The organism is Halalkalibacter suaedae, from assembly GCF_017939705.1.
Taxonomy (GTDB): domain Bacteria; phylum Bacillota; class Bacilli; order Bacillales; family Bacillaceae_D; genus Halalkalibacter; species Halalkalibacter suaedae.
This window is the reverse complement of sequence record NZ_JAGKSQ010000003.1, coordinates 444,090-466,427: the sequence shown is the minus strand read 5'-3', so window position 1 is coordinate 466,427 and position 22,338 is coordinate 444,090. Positions and strand designations below refer to the sequence as shown.

The window sequence follows — 22,338 nt, the reverse complement described above, 5'->3', positions numbered from 1 at the left end:
ATGAACTGTTTTTGTTACAAGTTAGGAGACCTACTTATTCGAAAAACAGCCTTTGACTTTATTATATATTGAACGGGACATAGCGGACGAGGTAGGCCGTTATTAGATTGAAATATCCTGTGAAAAGCATAACCCCTAATATGACCATAACGACTCCACTGCCTTTTTGAATCGTTGGTAACCATTTATTAATCTTCCTCATTTTATCAAGAGACCTTGACCATAGCAGGGCGACTAAAACAAAAGGAATGCCAAGTCCAATTGAATAAATGAGTAGTAGGAAGATTCCAGACCACATCGTTTCAGCACGACCAGCGAGAAGAAGAATGGAAGAAAGGGCAAGACCAATGCAAGGAGACCATCCAGTTCCAAATAGAAAACCAACGAGAACAGAGTTAGTAAAACTGGTCGTTTTTTTTGGTTTAACCGATAGACGCTTTTCGCTCATTAACATACGGATGGAGATGACACCCATCATTTGAAGTCCAAACACGGCAATGATAATTCCACCAATTTGTTCAATAAGCTGTCGATTTCCCCAATATAATTGTCCAATGAAAGTCGATGAAACACCTAGTAAGAGAAAAATAAGAGTGAAGCCAATAACAAAACCAATACTTCTCGATAAGATCAACTTTCGATCAGCATTTACTTGGTTATTGGCGATATTGGTACCAGTTAGTTGAGCTAAATACGCTGGAACTAATGGAAAGATACATGGCGATAAAAATGAAACAACACCAGCAAAAAAAGCCAACCAAATCGTGACTTCCATAATGAATACCTCCCTTGCTCGTTATATTCGGACAATCATTCTAGTCTATTCTAGAACAACTTGATTGTATGAATCAATTTTTATGTAGTCCATTCTATTATAGCTGATCCTCGTTAAATAAGAAGTATCTCTAGTTATTGTTCACGGAAAGGTCATAAGACTTAGATGGTTCTCAGTCTTAAGGAGGAGTGAAAACCAATCTTAGGTGCCTCTTCAAGAAATAATCTAGCCATTACAATAAAGATAATTAAAGAAGGAGGAAATAGTATGAAACAACCTGTAAAAAAATTAGGTGGATTTTTATTCATTCTAATTGGTGTAACTGTTTTGTTAGGGCTGATCGGCATTCATCTCGGAAGTATTGTTGGCTTGGCGATTGGATCTTGGTTACTTTATTGGGGGTACTCAAGATCTCAAGAAAAAGAAAGGTGGACATTATCTAGTATCGTACTAGTAGCAGTTGGAGCCTTGATCATTTTTGGAGGATTAGGTGGTGTCGCAAGTCTACTATTCGGTATCTTGCTTGTCTATGCTGGGTACAAGTTAATTAAGCCGGAGAGTAGTCAATTAATTGACGAGCAAAGTCAGCATGGATCTTTGTCCACATATGATGTTCTAGATGATGAGATTGAAAAACTACTTGGGAATAAATAAGAGGAGGAACAATTAATGATAATGAAAAGAGTTAATCAATTTGTGAAAGCGTATGTGAATGAAGGACTAGAAAAGCTGGAAGATCCTGTTATAATGGTGAAGCAATATATGCGTGACATGCAGGAAGCGATCCATAAGTCAGTAGAACAAATTAAGAAACAAGAGGCTCTTTCGCTTACTTTAAAATCAAATCTTGATTTGACAGATGAGCAAATTCATCGACGAGACCAGCAGGCAAAAATTGCAGTTGAAAATGACAACGATTTATTAGCAAAGAAAATTATTTCTAATAAGAATGAAGCCATTGCCCAAAAGATACGTTACAAGGAATTGCTGCAAAGGAACGAAGAACAGCTTAAAGTGAAGAAAGTCGAATTAGACCAACTGCAACAAAAGTACAATCGTCTTAAGGATCGAAAACTTGAATTGGTTATGAGGCTTGAAGCAATTAAATCAGTCCAGAAACTAGAAAAGCAAACAGTAAGTAACGGTTCACTAATGAAAACAACAGTTGAGAGTGAATTTGATAAATGGGAAGATTTGGTTAATGATCTTGAAGGCAAGTGGGGGAAATCAGCAGACCCTGAAAAAGAATTACAAGTAGATGAGAAGGTTGAGGAAGAATTAACTCGATTAAAAGAAGAATTAAAAAAAGCCAATTAATAAGGAAGTAGGTTAACGTAATTTAACGTTAACCTACTTTGTCTAAGAGGAGAATGTATGTGAAAGTTCTATTAGGAATTCTTTTAATTGTTGTCGGTGTCGTCATTTTCTTTTGGAATGCACCTATCTCTATCTTGACTTCGACTAAAACGACCGATCGCTTAGTTTCTGAAGATATGGAGGGTATAAATGAAATCAACTTATCAAGCACATCTGTTGATTGGGTGTTTGAAGATGGTGATGAGAATCTTGAAGTCGAGTTAGTTAATCCTACTGATAAAATCAATGTAAATTCATTAAAAAATAACCAACAGTTAAAAATTGAAATAAAAGAGAAATCTCGTTGGTTTTCTTTTGACTTTTCACCTAGTAGAACAAAAGCTATTGTACGAGTACCGAAAAGCTACAAGGGAAAGGTTGAAATTACAACTGTATCAGGAGATATAGATTTCAAACAACTAAATCAAGTAACATCAATGAAAGCTAGAACTGTATCAGGAGATATGGAAGCAAAAAAGCTAATAGTAAAAGAGGACTACATCGTGAATACAACTTCTGGTGATCTCTCTATAGACGAAATTGATGCGAAGGTAATTAAAGCAGAAAGTGTGTCAGGAGAGATGAAGATCGAGCAGATAACAGGCAAATTAGATCTGTATTCAGTATCTGGTGACCTCCTTATTGGATTGGCACATGAAAACAAAGAAATGAAGATAAAGACCGTTTCTGGTGAGGTGGACGTAATGATTCCCTCTGCTAATGCTAATTTGACTCTTAAAACAGTATCAGGGGATTTACGTGTTTCGCAGGATATGAAAAATCAAGATATTCAAAATAAGCGAATATCGGGTATGATAGGGAAGGGCGATTACGCCTTACAAATCTCAACAACTTCAGGAGATATCATAATCAGATAATACAGGGGAAAGGAGCGGGCACATGAGAAAGCAGACATTATTTGGAATAATCCTAGGCATCATTGGACTCAATATCTTATTTAACTCAATCAATCTCTCCGTTGGATCCTTTGTTGCACCGCTCATTTTTTTTGTTTTAGCCATGTTTTTCTATCAAAGAAAACATACATTTTTGAGCCTGATATTTTTTATTATTAGTGCGAGCATTCTTTTTGATATGGTTCTTAATCTGAACTTTTTTTCTATTCTTATTTCTGCGGTAGTTATCTACTTTGGTGTTCGGCTACTTAAATCAAGCAAAAACAAAGAAGAAACGATTGAAGAGCGAAAGCAGTCACGAAATGATCAGCTAGATCAAGAAGAGCATCAAGATTATTCGACTTCCTTTGATAATGATACGCCAATTGTTCGTAAGAGTTTAATAGGAGAAGTCAATTACAGTAAATCATTTGAATTAAAAGATATGACTATATGGAACGGTATAGGCGAAGTTCGCATAGACCTATCTAGAGCAATTATTTCAGAGGGAGAGACTGTTATCATTGCTCAGGGACTAATTGGTGAAATTCACTTTTTTATTCCCGATGACCTCGCTGTTTCTATTCAAGCTTCAACTATGGTTGGAGAGGTAGCATTGCTTCATGAAAAGCACGGAGGAATTAATCAACAGCTTAGCATTACAACAAAAGGCTATAAGGAAGCTCCCCGCAGGGTAAAGTTAGTTCTATCGATGGCGATTGGTGAAGTAAAGGTACGTGCATTATGAAGAAGCGTCTAGCTCGTTTGCAGTGGCAGTTTATTCGTCATAATGTAGTTGCAACATTCCTCATTTCGTTTTTTATCCTATTCTTAATCACTTATCAAGATAAACGTGGTCTGTTATTGGTTATTGACCTAAAACTTGCAGGAATCCCATTACTTTTTTGGTTCCTTGGCGTCATTATCATTACTGGGATGATCAGTGGCTATATTCAAGCGGTCCCACTTAGAAGAAGAATTGAGCAATTGGTGCATGCTGCTGCCCGCTTTGAGAGAGGCTCCTTTTCACATCATGTTGTGATTGAAGGTGATGATGAGGTAACTGAATTAGCTGAACGAATGAACCGAATGGCTAAGAATATTGAGGAACAAGTGGCTTCTTTACAAAGACTTTCTGCTGAAAGAGCAGAAATGCAGGATACCGTTAGGAAGGCAGCTGTTACGGAGGAGCGCCAGCGCTTGGCGAGAGATTTACATGATGCTGTTAGTCAGCAATTATTTGCGATTTCAATGATGACGGCTGCAACGAAGCTTCAATTGGAAGAAAGAAAAGACCCGGCTACTGAACAGATGGCTATGGTTGAAAATATGGCAAATCTGGCCCAAGCCGAGATGAGGGCACTCCTACTACATCTTAGACCTGCTCATCTAGAAGGAAAGAATTTAAAAGAGGGTTTACAGCATTTGTTTAACGAAATGCATAAGAAATATGATATATCGGTCCAGATTCATTATGAGGAAGATGTATTCATTCCAAAAGGGATTGAAGACCAATTATTTCGTATGGTACAGGAAGCGATTTCGAATGTGTTACGACATGCAAAGGCAACTCAGCTAGAGTTCCAATTAAAGCAAACACCTCAAGAGCTAAAGGTGAAAGTAATCGATGATGGTATTGGGTTTCATGAGAATGATCTTAGTCAGAGCTCTTACGGGTTAGAGACGATGCGAGAGAGAATGAATGAAATAGGTGGAACGTTACATATTGTGTCGGTTCCGAACAAAGGAACGCAAATAGAGGCAAATATTCCAATCACTTGGGGGAAAAATAATGATCCGAATAGTACTCGTTGATGATCATGAAATGGTAAGACTTGGATTATCGGCATTTTTGTCGACACAACCAGATATGGAAGTCGTTGGTCAGGCAAGCGACGGTGAGGCAGGCGTTAGGATAGTAGTTGAGCAAAAACCAGATGTCGTGTTGATGGATTTGGTGATGGAAAAGATGGATGGAATTGCTGCAACCTCTAAGATTATGCAACAGGTAACTGATGTGAAAATAATTGTGTTAACAAGCTTCATTGATGATGAAAAAGTGTACCCAGTCATTGAAGCAGGTGCTTTTAGTTATTTATTAAAGACATCCTCTGCGACCGAGATTGCTGAGGCGATCAGAAGTGCAGCTAACGGTGAACCGGTCTTAGAAGCGAAGGTCACCAATAAAATGATGGCACGTATGAGAGGTCAAATAGAGAAGCCTTTACACGATTGCCTGACACCTCGTGAGTTCGAAGTATTACTCTTAATAGGAGAAGGAAAGAGCAACCAAGAAATTGCAGATCAACTCTACATAGGAATCAAAACAGTAAAGACACACGTCAGTCATATCCTTCAAAAGCTACACATGGATGATCGGACTCAAATGGCTGTGTATGCACATAGATCTGGATTAGTTGAGTAACACCATGCGTGAAACCGCATGGTGTTTTAATTTATTAATAAAAAGAGGTCCCTTACAGAACTAAAGTGTCTGACTTTCCGAATAAAGCATTTATTTATAAATAGAAGAATGTGGGATCAAAAAGCAAAAGGCGAGACCACAAAGAGTGGAGGAGACCACTGATAAACGTTATTTTTGAGTCTTTGTTTGGAGTGAAAAATAGGGAGTCAGGCATCTAGTCTATTAAATTCTTCTGAATGCAAGTATAAGCCATTTTTCTTTATTGAATTTTCATCACAAAAACGTCTACTTGTTCAGTCGCGTTAAAATCAAACGAGTCTTGACCAGAGGCATTGCAGACTACTTCTTTTCACCCAGAAAGTTTTATTATTCTCTTGAAATTCACTGTAAAGAGCGGAGAAAATCTATCTTACCTTTCACCTTTCATCAAAGCGGACGGGATGGGCGGGCCGACTCCTGCAGGAGGGAAGGGCAGGTTGAAATCCACCGGCATAGCCGGTTAGTTCAACGCCCGCCTGCGGAAAGCGTGCCCCCCATCCCGGTAGCGTGTTCGAAGCGACTTTTACGGCCACTCTTTAAATGCCAATAACCTGTCGGCCGCCTCGCTTCACGAAACTTGGTCGACAGGCTGAAAGTTTGATGATACCCAACTTTTCACCGCTAACTGTTTATGTTCAGGTTTAGGGTTAGTTCAACATATAATTAAAAAGAATACGTTGTGACAAATGACGGACGCGGGAAAATAGACGTTTGTAACCCAGCAGAAGTCCCACGATTTTTGTGAGCATTCTTGTAAGAGTTAGACTCTTGCCAGTTTTTAAATGATTGCTCATCATCCCAAATCGTAACAACAACATAAGTGTCATCATCTAACGGTCGTAGGATTCGAATCGTTTGAAAGCCTGGTTCTGTTTCAACAAGACCTGCCCGATTTTTGAAACGTTCTTCAAATGTAGCTCGTCCCTCTTCTGTAACGGGGATATTATTCATGACCACATAGCCACTAGCCGGAAGTTCCCCAGTCGAACTGAAGATCTCATAGTTCTTTGCAGTTGGATGTTCAATAATAGCTTCTACATAAACCAATATGTCATCATTATTCTTCATCAAGATGCCTTCATCGAGTGACGCGTGCTCTTCTAGAATTGTTGCTTGCTTCATTCTTTAATCCCCCTATGTTAAAATTTTGGTTGAAACGTTTAGCTCGTCTCGTTCGTATTTAGAGTTTATCGTATCTAAAAGATTAGTTGCAAATCTGAAGCACGGTTTTTGTTTTAAAAAGGAGGGGTTTTACATAAAAACTAAAAAGAAAATTTTACTTGGCATCGTTGTTGGTTTAGCCCTCATATTATTAGGACTACTTTTTTATTTTATTATTTTATTAACAGGCCAATATGTGATTGATGAAGAAAAGCTAGTAATGAAGACAACAACCTCTCTGGTTAGTGAGGATGGTGTCTTAATTACCCAACTGTTTGAGGAAAATCGTGAGCTCGTTTCAATTCAATCTATTCCGTCACATGTCCAGGAGGCGTTCGTAGCTATTGAGGATTCTCGTTTTCGGGAGCATCAAGGGATAGATATTCGTTCAATTGGAAGGGCCTTATACAGAGATATTGTTGCTCGCCAAGCTGTAGAAGGTGGAAGTACGATCACACAGCAGTTAGCTAAGAATGTTTTCTTAACCAATGAGAAGACGTTATTACGCAAAACAAAAGAAGTAGCAATCGCAATGAATCTAGAAAGACGCTATAGCAAAGATGAGATTTTAGAAATGTATTTAAATCAAATTTACTTCGGTCACGGAGCATATGGTATTCAAGCTGCGGCAGAGCTCTATTTTAATAAGGATGTAAGTGAATTGTCGATTGAAGAAGGAGCTCTATTAGCGGGCCTTCCAAAAGCACCTAACTCTTACTCGCCTTTTAATGATCTTAATAAAAGCAAGCAGCGACGTGATCTAGTTTTGACAGTTATGCAAAGACAGGGATATTTAAATGCGGAGGAAATGGTTCGGTTACAAGGAAAGACCGTTGCGATTGAACGAGCAGAGCAGCAGGATATAGAACCGTATCTAACTTATATTGATATGGTCATCGACGAAGCCGAGCAACGTTATCATCTTAGCAACGAAGAATTACTAACAGGTGGCTATGAAATCGTCGTTCCGATGAGTCCGTCAATCCAGGTTGATTCCTTTGAGAAAATGGCACAATCTAGTTACTTTCCTGCTGAGGATCAACAAGCGGAGGCAGCTTTTGTCTTAATGGATAATCATACAGGCGGAGTCCTGGCTGTGCACGGGGGGAGAGAATATGTTAGAAGAGGACTGAATCGTGTTAACGTAAAAAGACAGCCTGGATCAACATTGAAGCCACTTGCTGTGTATGCACCTGCCTTAGAGAAAGGTTACCATCCCTACTCATTATTAACCGACGAGTTAATTGAGTATGACGGCTATACCCCTCGTAATTATAATGGCGAATATACAGGTGAAATGACAATGTATGATGCACTCACTTATTCTGCCAATGCTCCTGCGGTGTGGCTCTTAAATGAAATTGGTGTACAGGAATCTATTAATAGCTTGGAGCGTTTTGGATTAGATGTCTCTGATCGAGGGTTAGCGATTGCCCTTGGAGGCTTAACGGAAGGTCTTAGTCCATTTGAGATCGTTTCTTCATATCGTGTATTTGCTAATGAAGGAAAGAAAACTGATCCATACTTTATCACTGCCATCTACTCTCGTTCAGGAGACCGGATTGGAGAAGCAAACACTAGTGAAGAAAATGTCATTAAGCCTCAAACGGCATGGGATATAACAAGAATGCTTGAAGCAGTTGTGCAAGAAGGAACAGGGAAAAGTGGAGAGGTTCAAAGTGCTCTGGCAGGTAAAACAGGGACAACTTCATACACTGAGGTAAGTGGTGCGACAAGGGATGCATGGTTTGTTGGATACACCCCTACAGTCGTTGGAGGTGTATGGATGGGATATGATACGACAAATGAATCGAACTATTTCCACGGAGGGAGTAGTTATCCTACCATTTTATTCAAGGATATTATCAACGATCTTCCGTCTAACTTAACTGCAACTAGCTTTACTAAACCTAATAATGTAAAAGAATTAGAAACACCAATTGCTCTCACTGAGATTAATGACTTGACGGCAACGCTCGCGATAGGTGGGCGGGGATTGATGAGTATTCGTCTTAATTGGACAGGATCTGATGACGATCGAATTCATTACACAATTTATGAAGTTGGAAAATCAGGTAGAAAAGAAATTGCAACCGTTGTTGGAGCGAATGAATATTTTATTCCAAGTCTAAATCCGTTTTCCCAGAAAACATATGAAATTGTTCCATATAATACGCAAATTGATAGAGAAGGAGTCACCTCGAATCAAGCAACGGTCAAGTTTCAGCTAGGCTTTCATTAATATAGATGAAGAGAACTGTGTTAAAGACCAACACAGTTCTCTTCATTTTTAGGTAAGATCAAATCAACAAATAAATAAGTGTTTTTGTGTACAGGAAATGAGAAGGTTTCAATTAGTTCATTTGTGTCTATATCTGTATATAGATCAGATAAGAAGCCTTTTTGGTTTAACTCCATATTGACGATATTCTGCAAGAAAAAAGGACGCCAGCTCCAATTTTTATTACGGTAATGATTTTGAATAATCCAATTAGAGTTTGTCTTTCTGTAATGATTGCCTGATAGCTGGTAGCCTAATCTGTTACAGATATATACCCGAAAACACTCTCTAGGTAATCTAGAGCAAAGATGGGTCAAGTATTGATCATAATCAAACGTAAAGGATACTGATGATAGCGTTGATTTGAGAAGGGTGTTCAATTCTTTTTCATAGTTATAACGTATTTGAAGGCGATTAATTTCTCTTTGTATCATGCGTTCAAGTTGGTCGTCGAATTCTCCGACAAACTCTGTTCGATCAATTGGAGAAGGCTGCGGTTTGGCGAATAGATAGCCCTGGTAATATTGGGCCCCGTTTTTCCATGCATTCTCAAGTAAATCAATTGTTTCTATCCCCTCAAAAAGTAGCTGAGCCCCCAGTCGTTGTGATAGGATCGATAATGCATGTAGGACATCTCGATGGGACTGGCTATTCTTGCTTTTTTGAACTAGATTTAAGTCAACTTTCATGATGTGGGGATTGAGCAAAGCGACTCTCTCTAAATTACTGAATGCTTTTCCTAAATCATCAACTGCGATTCTACAGCCTAACTGACGATACTTCTTTAGCTGATGGATGAGTTGGGTTTCGTTTGCGTTAAAATCATTTTCAGTGATTTCTAGTACAATTTGTGATGGATGACAAATATGATCGTTAAATAAAATGACAAGTTTCTCAAAGAAATCATCGTAACTTGAATCAAAGAAGTCAAGATTTATATTGAAAAAGTATGATTTGTTAGGGGAGTTTGTGATAGTAATGACTTCAATTGCTTTCATACGCACCCAATAATCAGCTATTTTCTTATCAGAAAGATTAATAGAATCTGAATGAAAATAAGGGCCAAGGCTGATAATTTTATTATTCAATTGATAGCGCCCTAATATTTCATAGCCGACAATTGATTGTTGATCAGCTCCTATAATCGGTTGGAAGTAAGGGAGAATGTTTTGTATATCTAGTGTTGAGTTGGTCGTGAACATTTCCTTTCCTCCTTAATGTTTTAGATCTTCAAATGGTTGTCCTATTTTATGCATTTGTATATATACTAACAGGATATTCTTAGCGTTGAAAAACTTTGTGAGGAAATCTCTCAGCCAAATCTGTTGAGAAACCTATAATTTAAGATTTATCGATTTTTTGACATTTAGAGTATTTGTCTATACATAGTTAAGATAGGTCATTATAGTAATGTGTAGAAAATGCATTTTTGTGCGGATTAAAGTATAGTAATGAAAGTTAACTAAATGAAGGAGTGTCAAGATGAATCAATTTAATGATACCTTTTTGAAGGCGTGTAAAGGTGAGCAGCATGATCATGTGCCAGTATGGTATATGCGTCAAGCGGGTCGCTCGCAACCAGAGTATAGAGAGATAAAAGAGAAATATTCATTATTTGAGATTACCCATGATCCTGAGCTTTGTGCATATGTAACCAAGCTACCAGTTGATCAATATAATAATGATGCAGCTATTCTTTATAAGGATATAATGACACCACTGCCAGCATTAGGGGTTGATGTTGAAATTAAATCTGGAATAGGTCCGGTTATCGACAATCCTATTCGAACAATGCACGATGTTGAGAAGCTTGGAACAATTGAACCAGAAAAGGACGTCCCTTATGTGTTAGAAACGATTAAACTACTTCGGACACAACTTTCTGTGCCTTTAATTAGCTTTGGGGGGGCACCATTTACACTTGCAAGCTATATGATTGAAGGTGGTCCTTCAAAAAACTACAACAAGACAAAAGCATTTATGTACTCCCAACCAGAAGCTTGGTATTTGCTAATGGAGAAGCTTGGTGAGATGACGATTACATATGTAAAATCCCAAATCGCAGCTGGTGCTCAGGCGATCCAGATTTTCGATTCATGGGTAGGGGCTCTAAACGTCGCCGACTATCGTACGTTTGTAAAGCCAATCATGACAAAGATATTTACTGCTCTTAAAGAGCACAATGTTCCTTTAATTATGTTTGGAGTTGGAGCAAGTCATTTAGTGAATGAATGGGATGATCTTCCGTTAGATGTCGTTGGACTTGATTGGCGTCTTTCTATTCAAGAAGCAAGAGATCTCGGTGTAATTAAAACAGTACAAGGAAACTTAGATCCTGCAATTCTACTCGCTCCTTGGAATGTAATAGAAGAACGTACGAAAGCCATTTTAGATCAAGGGTTAAAGAACCCAAATTATATATTTAATTTAGGACATGGTGTGTTCCCAGAAGTAAATCCTGCCACACTAAAACGTCTGACAGCATTTGTACATGACTATACAAAGAATAGAGTTTAAAGGAGAGTATAAAGATGTCTAAAAAGAGAATGGGTCTACTAGTTATGGCGTATGGCACGCCCAGAAGTAAAGAAGAAATTGAACCATATTACACACATATCCGCTATGGTCGTAAGCCTTCTCAGGAAGCACTCGATGACCTAACTGAGCGTTATGAAGCAATAGGTGGGATTAGTCCACTCGCTAAGATTACCGAGGATCAAGCATTTGGCTTGGAAGTGAAACTGAACGAAATGTACGACGATATTGAATTTAAGGCCTATCTTGGTTTAAAGCATATTGATCCATTTGTTGAAGATGCAGTTAAGCAAATGAAGGAAGATGGCATTGAAGAAGCAGTCAGTATTGTCCTTGCCCCGCATTTCTCGACATATAGTGTTAAATCCTATAATGGACGAGCACTAGAGGAATCGGCGAAGATTGATGGACCCGAAATCACAACGATAGAAAGCTGGTATGATGAGCCGTTATTTATTGATTATTGGGCAAAGCAAGTAAAGGAGACAATGGCGAAAATTGAAGATGAAGATAAGGCCTGTGTGATCTTCTCAGCACATAGTTTGCCAGAGAAGATCATTGCAAACGGCGATCCATATCCACAACAACTTCAAGAAACAGCTGATCTAATCGCTGAAAAGGCAGGGATTTCAACCTATGAAATCGGCTGGCAAAGCGAGGGTAATACACCTGATCCATGGATTGGACCAGATGTACAAGATTTAACTCGTGAGTTATATGAAAAGGAAGGCTATACGTCAATGGTCTACTGTCCAGTCGGTTTTATAGCGGACCATTTAGAGGTTCTATATGATAATGATTACGAGTGTAAAGTAGTAACAGATGAATTAGGAATCAATTACTACCGACCAGAGATGCCAAATGCAAAACCAGAGTTTCTTGAATGTCTAGCTGCTGTTGTTCAAAAGAAGCTAGCTGAGAAAGCGTGATTCATTGTGGAAACGAATAAGAAGCGTGTAGCGATAATTGGTGGAGGCATTACTGGGTTAGCTGCTGCTTTTACTTTGGAAAAGGCAATAAAGAATGGAAGTCAGATCCATTATGATCTGTATGAAAAGACAGATCGATTAGGTGGAAAGATCCAAACTGAACAAAGAGATGGTTTTATTATTGAAAGAGGTCCGGACTCTTTCTTAGCTAGAAAAAAGAGTATGTCTATACTAGCGAAAGAAGTTGGTATCGACCACGAAATGCTACATAATGACACTGGCCAGGCCTTTATTTTAAAAACAGGTACGCTGCATCCAATACCAAAAGGTGCTGTCATGGGGATCCCAACGGAGATGAAGCCATTTATTAAGACCGATTTGGTTTCACCGTTAGGAAAATTAAGAGCAACTAGAGATCTTTTTTTACCAGCATTCACGTCAAGTGATGAAGATATCTCTTTGGGGCATTTTTTCCGTCGGAGGCTTGGTGATGAAGTTGTTGATCATATGATTGAACCACTGCTTTCGGGAATTTATGCTGGTGATCTTGATAAGCTAAGCTTGAGAGCAACGTTTCCACAATATCAGGAAATGGAAGCCGAACATGGTAGTTTAATTAAAGGAATCACGAGATCAAGAAAACAACAACCATCAACTGGAGCGAAGCCCGACGATCAGCCTAAAAAGCAGGGAATGTTCCTATCATTTGAAAAGGGACTAGAATCTTTTGTTGATGCAATTGAGAGAAAGCTAAACAAAAAGTCAGTTCATAGACAAGCAGATATAATAAATATCAACAAAGTTGATCAGCATTTTATTATTGAGTTTTCTAATGGTGAATCAAAGCATTATGACTCAGTTATTATGGCAACACCTCCACATGTGACGGCTAAATTACTGTCTAGCTACCCTTATTTTGATTATCTAAGTCAAATAGAGGCAACATCTGTCGCTACCGTGGCAATGGCTTATAAAGAAGAACAAGTCGAACTGCCTTATGACGGTACAGGATTTGTGGTGTCAAAAAAAGGGGACCATGTCATTACTGCATGCACGTGGACACATAAAAAGTGGAAGCATACGGCTCCAGAAGGGTTTGCTTTGTTGCGTGCATATGTCGGAAGACCAAATGACTCTGCCATTGTTCATCAATCCGATGAAGATATTGTGAGTGCGGCACTTAATGATTTAAAGCAGATTATCAAAATTAAAGGGCAGCCAGAATTCTCCATTGTAACAAGATGGAAAGAGGCTATGCCACAATATCATGTAGGACATTCTTTTAAAATTGCGAAAATCAAAGAAGATGTGACTAAACATTTACATGGTCTCTATCTTGTTGGCGGGGCGTATGAAGGCATTGGCTTACCAGACTGCATAGACCAAGGTCAAGCTGCGGCAAATGATATTCTACGTGATGTGACTGAAACCGTATGATAAATTCAGCCTGTTGACACAGTCTCTATAATGAGACAGTTGACAAGCTTTTTTAGAAAATGCCATGATAAGGTGAGTTGGTGGACGTAAACCGCTCCTGAAATACACTACGCTTTCCGCGGGAAGCCGGTGAGCCTCCTTGTGCCTTGCACTACGGGGTCTCACCTTTGGCTTTACATCCCGCAGGAGTCTTCGTATATTTCATCCGCTATATGATTGCTTTGTTCGGAATCTCAGTTAGACACTTTAGTGATGTCCAGCCTCAATAAACTGTAGAAACGCCTTTGAGAGATAATTCTCAAAGGCGTTTTCACGTAATTTTGTCTATTTTAGACTGAACTAACTTTTCAATCTAAGTCTTTTCTATTTGCAACCTCTTATCTACCAAATGTCGACATCATTGCCATACTCTTCACTCTTTTTCAACGATATTATAAAAAATACCTATTACCTGGTTTCGTAAAATCACAATAGAGGATGTAAAAAAGAATGTTGATTCCATTTTCCTCCTCTATCAAAGCGGACGGGATGGGAGGGCCGACTCCTGCAGGAAAGAAGGGCAGATGGAAATCCACCGGCGAAGCCGGTTAGTTCCATGCCCTCCGGCGGGTGCTGCCCCCCATCCCGGTAGCGGAGTCGAAGCAACTGTTCGGATTTTCTACTAGTTAGGACACTTTTGTCCCAACCACGTGTCTACTTATGATAATTTTAATAAAATCGTGACATTCGTTTCTCATGTTGTCTTTGATTATGTTGTCGTCTTACTAACCGTTCAATCTCGTCTCCTGTTCGATGGCGACGTTTAATTGAAATGGTAAACAAAATAAAATATAAAGTCATATTTGGTCCCCCTATCTCACATGTAATGAGCGTATTCAGGTGAGGCCTTTCACCTGTTCATACCAATCTTGAATTAATCCACCTTTTAGAAAAATCATTTACATTACCTCCTTTTTTTTATTGTTTGAATGCCTAACGGTAATAGCGAGTCAAATGTTGTTGAACTTCACGTTCGTATTTCTTTTGACGAATAACTTCTTCTAACTCAGGACCACTTAAATATCTTTTTTTGATCGAGACTGTAAATAATAGGAATGAGAATGTCATAATATCACCACCTTTCAATGTTCTTTAATTAGTTAAATTAAGATTTTAAGCACACAAAAAGCCACAGAGAAATGTCCCTGTGGCTCTAATAACAATAAATATAGCTAAGCACAGGGAAACAAATTCACCTGCGACTTAGAACTACATTCGATTTAATTATATAAATGAATGATTAAAGTCGGCTCGAAGTGAACTGTTGAAATATGAAATTGGATTTAGTTTGTCAATACATAGCAACATTTTCTTCAGCCTCCTTTGTGCTTTTTTTGAGTACTAGGAAATTATATCCAATTAAAAAGGCTTTGTAAAGGTCAAATGTGAATTTTTTTCATCAATTTAAGAAAAGGTGTTGACAGAATAGTTTTAATCTTTGACTAAAGTTATTGTAGTAAAAAGATATTCCCTAAAACAGTTGTATTGTAGGAAGCAAAAGTAGACCTACTCCTTCATTAAATATGTGTTTGCAACCATGAAACCTGATTGAAAAAAATAACGTATATAAGGTATTGAAAGAACGGCATTCCAAGTGCTTGCTAATATGTGGTAAGATAAGCGATGGGAACTTGACTGATCGAAACAAATACTCGTGAAGGGACGAGGAAGCCAATGACACAATCAGATATCCTAAAGGCGCTTCGTCAAACGCGTCATGATTGGTTGAACGTAATTCAGTTAATAAAAGGAAATCTAGCATTAAATAGGTATGACCGAATAGAGGAAATCATTGAGCAAGTAACCCAGCAATCATTTTCTGAAAGCAAGTTATCGGCGATAGAGGCAACTAGTGTTGAATACTTTCTATTAACATATAATTGGGCAAATCATCCGACAAAGCTTGATATGGATTTAGCTGGTGATGTTTTTTCACTTTTCAAGGAAGAAGAGCGCCTTTTACGGTTATGCAGAGCAGTTACGGAGAAACTAAATGATGCGTGCACGAAGGATGCTGAAAATAACTTGTTACTTTCATTCCTGTTTAAGAAAGACGTATGTGAGTTGACCTTTGATTTTCAAGGCTCATTAAATATGTCTCTGGAGGATTGGAGTGAGGTAGTAACAGATGATGGACTAGCAGCAAAGTTAGAGGAATTAAGTGAGCACGAATGTGTAATAACAGCAAGTTTCATAAGAAGTTGAGGTGAGGAAAGATGTTTGTAGATAAAGTCAAGGTATATGTAAAAGGTGGCGACGGTGGAAATGGACAAGTTTCATTCCGCAGAGAGAAGTATGTTCCTGATGGTGGCCCAGCTGGTGGCGACGGTGGAAGAGGTTCAAGTGTTGTTTTTGAAGTAGAGGAAGGTTTACGAACGTTGATGGATTTTAGATATCAACGTCATTTTAAAGCACCTAGAGGGGAGCACGGTCGTCCTAAAAATCAGCACGGTAAAAATGCTGATGATATGATCGTTAAGGTTCCTCCAGGTACAACTGTTATTGATGATGAAACGGGACAGGTCATTGCTGATTTAACAAAACATGGCCAAAAAGCAGTTATTGCTAAAGGTGGTCGTGGTGGAAGAGGGAATACACGTTTTGCAACTCCTGTTAACCCTGCCCCAGAAATTGCCGAAAATGGTGAGCCAGGGCAAGAACGAGATATTATTCTTGAGTTAAAGGTGCTAGCTGATGTTGGTTTAGTTGGTTTTCCAAGTGTAGGGAAATCGACGTTATTATCAGTTGTTTCGGCTGCAAAACCGAAGATTGCTGATTACCATTTTACAACGATCGTACCTAACTTAGGGGTTGTTGAAACAGAGGATAGTCGGAGCTTTGTTATGGCTGATTTACCAGGTCTAATTGAAGGAGCTCATGAAGGAGTTGGTCTTGGCCATCAGTTTTTGAGACATATTGAGAGAACACGTGTAATTGTTCATGTGATTGATATGTCCGCACTTGAAGGTCGTGACCCGTATGAAGATTACCTCCTTATTAATGACGAGTTAAAGCAATACAATATGCGTTTGTTAGAGAGACCGCAAATTATTGTCGCAAATAAGATGGATATGCCTGGTTCTGAGGAAAATCTAGAGGAATTCAAGGGGAAACTTACAGATGACCATCCAGTCTTCCCGATTTCTGCTATTACTAGACAAGGGGTTCGTGATTTATTATTGACTGTTGCTGATAAGATCGAGCAAACTCCAGAATTTCCTTTACATGAGCAGACAGAAGAATCCACTCGTGTTCTTTATAAGCATGAAAAGGATGAGGTTCCATTCGTTATTAGCCGAGATGATGATGGTACATTTGTTATTTCAGGTGCTCAAATTGAGAAATTATTCAAAATGACAGACGTGACCCGTGAAGAATCAATTAAACGTTTCTCGAGACAAATGCGAGGGATGGGTATTGATGATGCACTAAGGGAACGTGGTGCCAAAGACGGAGATATTGTTCGTTTAATGAAATTCGAATTTGAATTTGTTGATTAATTTAATCGTCTCAATGCAAGCCTACTATGAAACATTCATAGTAGGCTTTTAAGTAATCACTTGCTTTTCTGTTTTCTTAGCATCTTAAAATGTTACGTTCCAATTAGTTTGTTGTTCAAGAGAGAATTAAGCTGTTTTGTTAATAGTTGTTGTCAAAAAGTTTCGGCAATTTTATAATGGGAAAGATAATGTCTATGTTGAAAGAAGGTGTGGCAGCATGACATCTCGAAAAGTTTTTTACCTTGTCCGAGAAGATATGCTTACAGAAGCAATGGAAAAAACGTTAGCAGCGAAGGAATTACTTCATTCTGGCAAAGTGAAAAAAATCAATGAGGCTGTTCATAAGGTTGGAATTAGTCGAAGTGCTTTTTATAAATATAAGGATGGGATTTTTCCTTTTCATACAATGGTTAGAGAAAAAATTGTTACACTCTCAATTATGCTAGTTGATCGTTCGGGCTCTCTTTCTCAATTGCTAGGGAAAGTAGCTGAAACAGGAGCGAATGTGATAACGATTAATCAGACCATTCCCTTGCAAGGAAGAGCACATATGACAATTACAATAGATACTTCACCAATGCAACTAGATCTAGATGAGCTAATGAATTGGATTGAGCAGCTAGAAGCTGTTGAGAAAATTGAAATAGTCGGAACAGGTTCATAAAGGAGAGTTAGTAATGAAAATTGGATATTTGGGACCAAAGGGGACGTTTACGGAAATGGCTGCCCGTGGTCTGTATCAAAAGGGGGAATTCCTTCCTTACCGAACGATCCCATCTTGTATGGATGCAGTTGCAACAGAAGAAATTGACTTGGCGATTGTTCCGATAGAAAATGCAATTGAAGGAACTGTTAATCTTACTTTAGATTACCTTATTCATAAGCAGAGATTACCAATTGTTGCTGGGATCACAGTTCCTATTGTCCAGCATTTGTTAGTACATCCATCAAATGAGCAGCTAAAAAACATTGAAAAGGTCGTTTCGCATCCACATGCCATTGCTCAGTGCCATGACTTCCTGCAAACACAACTGCCTGAAGCTGAGTGGGAGTACATGAATTCAACAGCCGCCGCGGCAGAATATGTTGCCGAACACCCTGATCTCTCAGTTGCGGCAATTGCAAATGAGCTAGCAGCTAAGGAATATGGATTGCAAATTAACCACTCAGATATTCATGATTATTCACATAATAGAACAAGCTTCGTCGTTTTAAGGAAGCAGGCGTATCAAATGAAGATTGATGGTCCCACACATGTTGAGGATAAAACAACGTTAATGGTGACACTGCCATCTGATTTCTCTGGAGCCCTTCACCAGGTTCTATCAGCGTTTGCTTGGCGCAAACTTAATTTAACTAAAATCGAGTCAAGGCCAACTAAAACAGGACTTGGCAACTACTTTTTCATCATTGATGTTCAGGGTACAATGGATGAGGTATTGATCCCAGGAGTAATATCTGAACTCGAGGCATTAGGGTGCGGTGTTGATATTTTGGGTAGCTATCCTTGCTTCTCACTTGCCTATTCAAAAGCGAACGCATAATACTTAATAGAGGCATGGATGTATTCATCCATGCCTTCCTTTGCACTTACTTACTTCTTAATCCTCAAGAATAAATCCTTTTATTCTTAATTCTTGAATCGCGTTTTCGATTTGTTCGTTAGTGTCAGCCTCGATTAAATGTAGATGAACGCCATTTGTGAGTTCGGATAATAGTGAGGAGTTCGTTTGTTCCACCTTATTACAAAAATGATCTGCCTCAACCCTAGTTGAAACCATTAATGATGCAGTAATTTCTCCGTAAATAGCATGTTCTACAATTACCTGAGAAACCGTAATACCATGGTCAACTAAAATATATAATTCTTCCCTAGTTTGATCAGGGGAATGTTGGCATGCAATCATTCGAGAAATTCGAGTTTTGGGCGAGAGTTGATTATAGATATAGCCTTGTGCTGTTGCGATAATTGGATGCTTTTGTGCCTTTAGTATTGATATATCTTGAACAATCACTTGTCTACTAACGTTTGTTCGCTTAGAGAGCTCTGTTCCGGTTAGCGGAGTTGCACTCAATGTAAGCCACTCAATCAGTAATTTCCTTCTGGCATCACCAAGTATTTTCTTTCCATTACTCATATTATTAACCCCTTTAGTAAACTGCCATAATGTCACGGATACACTTAATTAGTTTATCGACATCTTCGTTCGTTGTCCATCTTCCGAATGTAATACGAATAAGTTCATATGCCTGCTCCTTAGTCCGACCAAGACTAAGGAGAGTTGATGAGGGGTTTGTGTCACCGACACGGCAGGCTGTTCCAGTTGAAATTGAAAACCCTCTCCTACTACATTCAAGCATCATCAATTGCCCTTCAATGCCTTTAACCCTAATTGCTAAATGGAATGGCAAACGATTAATCGGATGCCCCTCTAATACAAGACGATCCTCCCCGCTAAATGCGTTCACAAACTGTTGACGTAATGATTGGAGTCGGGTCATTTCAGCATCCTTCTGAGAGGACGATTCTTCAGTTGCAGCTGCAAAGGAAGCAATTGCAGGTACATCAACAGTCCCAGCTCTGAACCCACGTTCATGTGTCGTACCGTGTAGAAAAGGATGCCATGCGACTTGGTTTCTAATAAATGCAGCTCCAACTCCCTTTGGACCATAACATTTATGGGCAGATACTGTTACGCTCGTTAAGAAATCTATCGGTATTGGCAATTTAGTAAAGCTTTGAACACAATCGCAGTGAAAAAGGATATTCTTCTCCATTAAAACTTGTCCAATTGCCCTTATATCTTGTACTGTTCCGATTTCACTATTTGCATGTCCAATTGAAACCAAAATGGTATCAGCAGTTAATGTAGATAGGAGGGAAGCAACGGTCACTTCTCCAAATTCATTAACCGGTACATATAAAATAGTGAAGTCATGATGATCACGAAGATAAGCTAATGCCTGATGAACTGAATGATGCTCTCCCTTTGTTGTTATAATCGTTTTTCCTTTTTCACTATGAGCAAGTGCAAGACCAACTAATGCAAGAAAGGTAGCCTCAGATCCTGAACCTGTAAAATAGACCTCGTGTTTATTGCAATTTAGGGCTTGAGCAATTGTATGTCGACTAAGTTCCAAAACATCTTCACTTTCTTGACCATTTGTATGAATGCTACGACTGTTCGCGAAGTATTCCGAAGCTACATGAGTATAGGTTTCGATTGCAACGGGGGACATGGGTGTTGTCGCACTATAATCTAAATAAATCAAAGCCAGTCCTCCTTTTTGAACTACTAAGTTGTAAATCTATAATTTGTTTTTGTTTAATAATGCTTCAAAGAAATTTCTTGTCACTTTCTATATTTTATGTAAAGATAGGTGACAAGACAAGTGTTAATTGACGGAGGTGGGGTCATGGCGAAAAAGAGAGCAGATGTCGTTATCATTGGTAGTGGGGTAGCGGGTTTAATGACCGCTCATTTATTAGCTGACGAAATGAATGTGATTCTTATCACAAAGTCAAATGTTGAGTCGAGCAATTCAAGTTGGGCCCAAGGCGGTATGGCAGCAGCCCTCGGTGAAAATGATGATTGGAAACAGCATTTTAAGGATACGATCCTTGCTGGTGTCAATCACCATAATGAACACCATGTTGAAATATTAGTGAAAAAAGCACCTGCTGTAGTTAAATTATTAGAAGATTTAGGTGTTCAATTTGACCACAAGGACGACGGGTCAATTCTTCTTGGAATGGAAGGGGCACATAGTCAGCGAAGAATTGTACATTCAAATGGGGATAAGACAGGGCAGGCCTTCACAAAAGCCCTAATAGAAGCTGTTCAAGATCGAGTGACTCTTTTAGAAGAGACGATGGTCAAAAGATTATTATTACTAAAAGGGAAAGTGGTCGGTGTACAAACAGAGAATGATTATATTTTTGCAAGAGCGACTGTTCTTGCAACTGGAGGGTTAGGTCAGTTATATTCTCATACTTCGAATGTGACGGAAGCAACTGGAGACGGATTTGCATTAGCGTATAGAGCCGGGGCTGTGTTGAAAGATATGGAATTTATACAATTTCACCCAACCTTATTCATACAAAATGGTGAGAGCTTTGGACTTATAAGTGAAGCCGTTAGAGGCGAAGGCGGCTATTTAGTAAATGAAAAAAGCGAAAAAATCATGAATTGGCATCCGCTGAAAGATTTGGCATCTCGAGATGTCGTAAGCCGAACAATATTTGAGCAGATGCAAGATGGGAAGCGTGTCTTTCTGGATTGTCGAGCGATTTCCAATATAGCTGAGCGATTTCCGGGACTTGTTCAACGCTGTGAAAAGGCAAAGATTGATATCGCCACCTCTCCTTTACCAGTTGCACCGGGAGCTCATTTTATAAGTGGGGGAATTAAGACAGATGCAGCTGGACAAACGTCTGTTTTTGGATTATATGCAGTGGGTGAAGTTGCTTGTACGGGAGTGCATGGATCCAACCGACTTGCTAGTAATTCGTTACTTGAAGGAATGGTATTTGCTGAAGGGGTAGCAAATGCTGTTTCGCAAATCCCTGCCAGACCCATTCAACAACAATATGACAATGTTGAAGTAATCGTCTCAGATAAGCTTCCGTCTAGGTTGGCGATCCAACAACAAATGACGAGATATGTAGGGATCAACCGAAGTGAAGTAGGTTTAGTGAAGATGAAACAATGGTTGGAACCTTTGATGCTTTCTGCTTTGACAATATCAGAAGGTGATACTCGTTCAATAATTGAAATTAAAAATATGCTTATTACTGCTTGGTTAGTTACGGAAGCTGCACTAACTAGAACCGAGAGTCGTGGCGGACATAAACGATTGGATTATCCGAAAAGCAATGATCATGATTGGTTAAATGTCTATATTGAGCTTTCAAGAAATGGAAAGTACGTGACAACTGCCGATTCGGCTAATGTAGGTTAGAGA

General features: G+C 38.9%; 22 protein-coding genes. 15 read left to right on the top strand and 7 right to left on the bottom strand.

What is annotated here, in order from left to right; genetic code table 11:
• Positions 1–61: 61 nt before the first annotated feature.
• Positions 62–778, bottom strand: a complete 717-nt coding sequence (locus J7W16_RS09860; RefSeq protein WP_210597234.1) for a cytochrome c biogenesis CcdA family protein — start codon at positions 776–778, stop codon at positions 62–64.
• A gap of 264 nt (positions 779–1,042) precedes the next feature.
• Between J7W16_RS09860 and J7W16_RS09855 the strand changes: the two genes are divergently transcribed.
• The 6 genes from J7W16_RS09855 to J7W16_RS09830 are packed head-to-tail and all read left to right on the top strand — an operon-like array spanning position 1,043 to position 5,452.
• Positions 1,043–1,429 (top strand): LiaF transmembrane domain-containing protein, encoded by a 387-nt coding sequence (locus J7W16_RS09855; protein ID WP_210597122.1) that lies wholly within the window; start codon positions 1,043–1,045, stop codon positions 1,427–1,429.
• A 15-nt stretch (positions 1,430–1,444) separates the two neighbouring features.
• A complete protein-coding gene (locus J7W16_RS09850; protein WP_210597121.1) occupies positions 1,445–2,092 on the top strand; it encodes a PspA/IM30 family protein in 648 nt (215 codons plus the stop codon).
• A gap of 59 nt (positions 2,093–2,151) precedes the next feature.
• Positions 2,152–3,009, top strand: a complete 858-nt coding sequence (locus J7W16_RS09845) for a DUF4097 family beta strand repeat-containing protein (protein ID WP_210597120.1) — start codon at positions 2,152–2,154, stop codon at positions 3,007–3,009.
• 22 nt (positions 3,010–3,031) lie between these two features.
• Positions 3,032–3,775 carry a cell wall-active antibiotics response protein LiaF gene (gene liaF, locus J7W16_RS09840; protein ID WP_210597119.1) on the top strand — a complete coding sequence of 248 codons (744 nt, stop codon included), beginning with the start codon at positions 3,032–3,034 and terminating at the stop codon, positions 3,773–3,775.
• Positions 3,772–4,842, top strand: a complete 1,071-nt coding sequence (locus J7W16_RS09835; protein WP_210597118.1) for a sensor histidine kinase — start codon at positions 3,772–3,774, stop codon at positions 4,840–4,842. The genes liaF and J7W16_RS09835 overlap by 4 nt, the downstream gene beginning before the upstream one ends.
• Positions 4,820–5,452 (top strand): response regulator transcription factor, encoded by a 633-nt coding sequence (locus J7W16_RS09830; protein ID WP_210597117.1) that lies wholly within the window; start codon positions 4,820–4,822, stop codon positions 5,450–5,452. The genes J7W16_RS09835 and J7W16_RS09830 overlap by 23 nt, the downstream gene beginning before the upstream one ends.
• Positions 5,453–6,154: 702 nt before the next feature.
• Here J7W16_RS09830 and J7W16_RS09825 read toward each other — a convergent pair.
• A complete protein-coding gene (locus tag J7W16_RS09825; RefSeq protein ID WP_210597116.1) occupies positions 6,155–6,613 on the bottom strand; it encodes an antibiotic biosynthesis monooxygenase family protein in 459 nt (152 codons plus the stop codon).
• 133 nt (positions 6,614–6,746) lie between these two features.
• Here J7W16_RS09825 and J7W16_RS09820 point away from each other — a divergent pair, with 133 nt between their 5' ends.
• On the top strand, positions 6,747–8,894 hold the full coding sequence (locus J7W16_RS09820; protein ID WP_419095827.1) for a transglycosylase domain-containing protein: 2,148 nt from the start codon (positions 6,747–6,749) through the stop codon (positions 8,892–8,894).
• Between the two features lie 20 nt (positions 8,895–8,914).
• Here J7W16_RS09820 and J7W16_RS09815 read toward each other — a convergent pair whose 3' ends face one another.
• Positions 8,915–10,135: an EAL domain-containing protein gene (locus J7W16_RS09815; protein ID WP_210597115.1), complete on the bottom strand. Its 1,221-nt coding sequence runs from the start codon at positions 10,133–10,135 to the stop codon at positions 8,915–8,917.
• Between the two features lie 280 nt (positions 10,136–10,415).
• Between J7W16_RS09815 and hemE the strand changes: the two genes are divergently transcribed.
• Genes hemE through hemY form a run of 3 tightly spaced genes read left to right on the top strand, consistent with a single transcriptional unit; the run spans position 10,416 to position 13,834 of the window.
• Positions 10,416–11,450 carry a uroporphyrinogen decarboxylase gene (hemE, locus tag J7W16_RS09810; protein ID WP_210597114.1) on the top strand — a complete coding sequence of 345 codons (1,035 nt, stop codon included), beginning with the start codon at positions 10,416–10,418 and terminating at the stop codon, positions 11,448–11,450.
• A gap of 14 nt (positions 11,451–11,464) precedes the next feature.
• On the top strand, positions 11,465–12,397 hold the full coding sequence (gene hemH / locus J7W16_RS09805) for a ferrochelatase (protein WP_210597113.1): 933 nt from the start codon (positions 11,465–11,467) through the stop codon (positions 12,395–12,397).
• A gap of 6 nt (positions 12,398–12,403) precedes the next feature.
• Entirely contained in the window at positions 12,404–13,834 is a 1,431-nt protein-coding gene (hemY, locus tag J7W16_RS09800; protein ID WP_210597112.1) for a protoporphyrinogen oxidase, read from the top strand.
• A 708-nt stretch (positions 13,835–14,542) separates the two neighbouring features.
• Here hemY and J7W16_RS22185 read toward each other — a convergent pair.
• Positions 14,543–14,674: a hypothetical protein gene (locus tag J7W16_RS22185; protein WP_283246037.1), complete on the bottom strand. Its 132-nt coding sequence runs from the start codon at positions 14,672–14,674 to the stop codon at positions 14,543–14,545.
• 132 nt (positions 14,675–14,806) lie between these two features.
• Positions 14,807–14,941, bottom strand: coding sequence for a YrzI family small protein (locus J7W16_RS09795; RefSeq protein WP_210597111.1), 135 nt, complete (start codon positions 14,939–14,941; stop codon positions 14,807–14,809).
• Between the two features lie 606 nt (positions 14,942–15,547).
• Between J7W16_RS09795 and J7W16_RS09790 the strand changes: the two genes are divergently transcribed.
• The 4 genes from J7W16_RS09790 to pheA all read left to right on the top strand — a co-directional run bounded on the left by J7W16_RS09790 (position 15,548) and on the right by pheA (position 18,917).
• Positions 15,548–16,078, top strand: a complete 531-nt coding sequence (locus J7W16_RS09790; RefSeq protein WP_210597110.1) for a Spo0B C-terminal domain-containing protein — start codon at positions 15,548–15,550, stop codon at positions 16,076–16,078.
• 11 nt (positions 16,079–16,089) lie between these two features.
• Positions 16,090–17,373, top strand: a complete 1,284-nt coding sequence (gene obgE, locus J7W16_RS09785; protein ID WP_210597109.1) for a GTPase ObgE — start codon at positions 16,090–16,092, stop codon at positions 17,371–17,373.
• Between the two features lie 217 nt (positions 17,374–17,590).
• The gene (locus tag J7W16_RS09780; protein WP_210597108.1) at positions 17,591–18,037 is read left to right on the top strand and encodes an ACT domain-containing protein; all 447 of its coding nucleotides are present in this window, start codon (positions 17,591–17,593) and stop codon (positions 18,035–18,037) included.
• A gap of 13 nt (positions 18,038–18,050) precedes the next feature.
• Positions 18,051–18,917, top strand: coding sequence for a prephenate dehydratase (gene pheA / locus J7W16_RS09775; RefSeq protein WP_210597107.1), 867 nt, complete (start codon positions 18,051–18,053; stop codon positions 18,915–18,917).
• A 57-nt stretch (positions 18,918–18,974) separates the two neighbouring features.
• Here pheA and J7W16_RS09770 read toward each other — a convergent pair whose 3' ends face one another.
• On the bottom strand, positions 18,975–19,511 hold the full coding sequence (locus tag J7W16_RS09770) for a transcription repressor NadR (protein ID WP_210597106.1): 537 nt from the start codon (positions 19,509–19,511) through the stop codon (positions 18,975–18,977).
• A gap of 13 nt (positions 19,512–19,524) precedes the next feature.
• Positions 19,525–20,646 carry a cysteine desulfurase family protein gene (locus J7W16_RS09765; RefSeq protein ID WP_210597105.1) on the bottom strand — a complete coding sequence of 374 codons (1,122 nt, stop codon included), beginning with the start codon at positions 20,644–20,646 and terminating at the stop codon, positions 19,525–19,527.
• Positions 20,647–20,790: 144 nt separating this feature from the next.
• Between J7W16_RS09765 and nadB the strand changes: the two genes are divergently transcribed.
• Positions 20,791–22,335: an L-aspartate oxidase gene (gene nadB / locus J7W16_RS09760; RefSeq protein WP_210597104.1), complete on the top strand. Its 1,545-nt coding sequence runs from the start codon at positions 20,791–20,793 to the stop codon at positions 22,333–22,335.
• Positions 22,336–22,338: the final 3 nt, after the last annotated feature.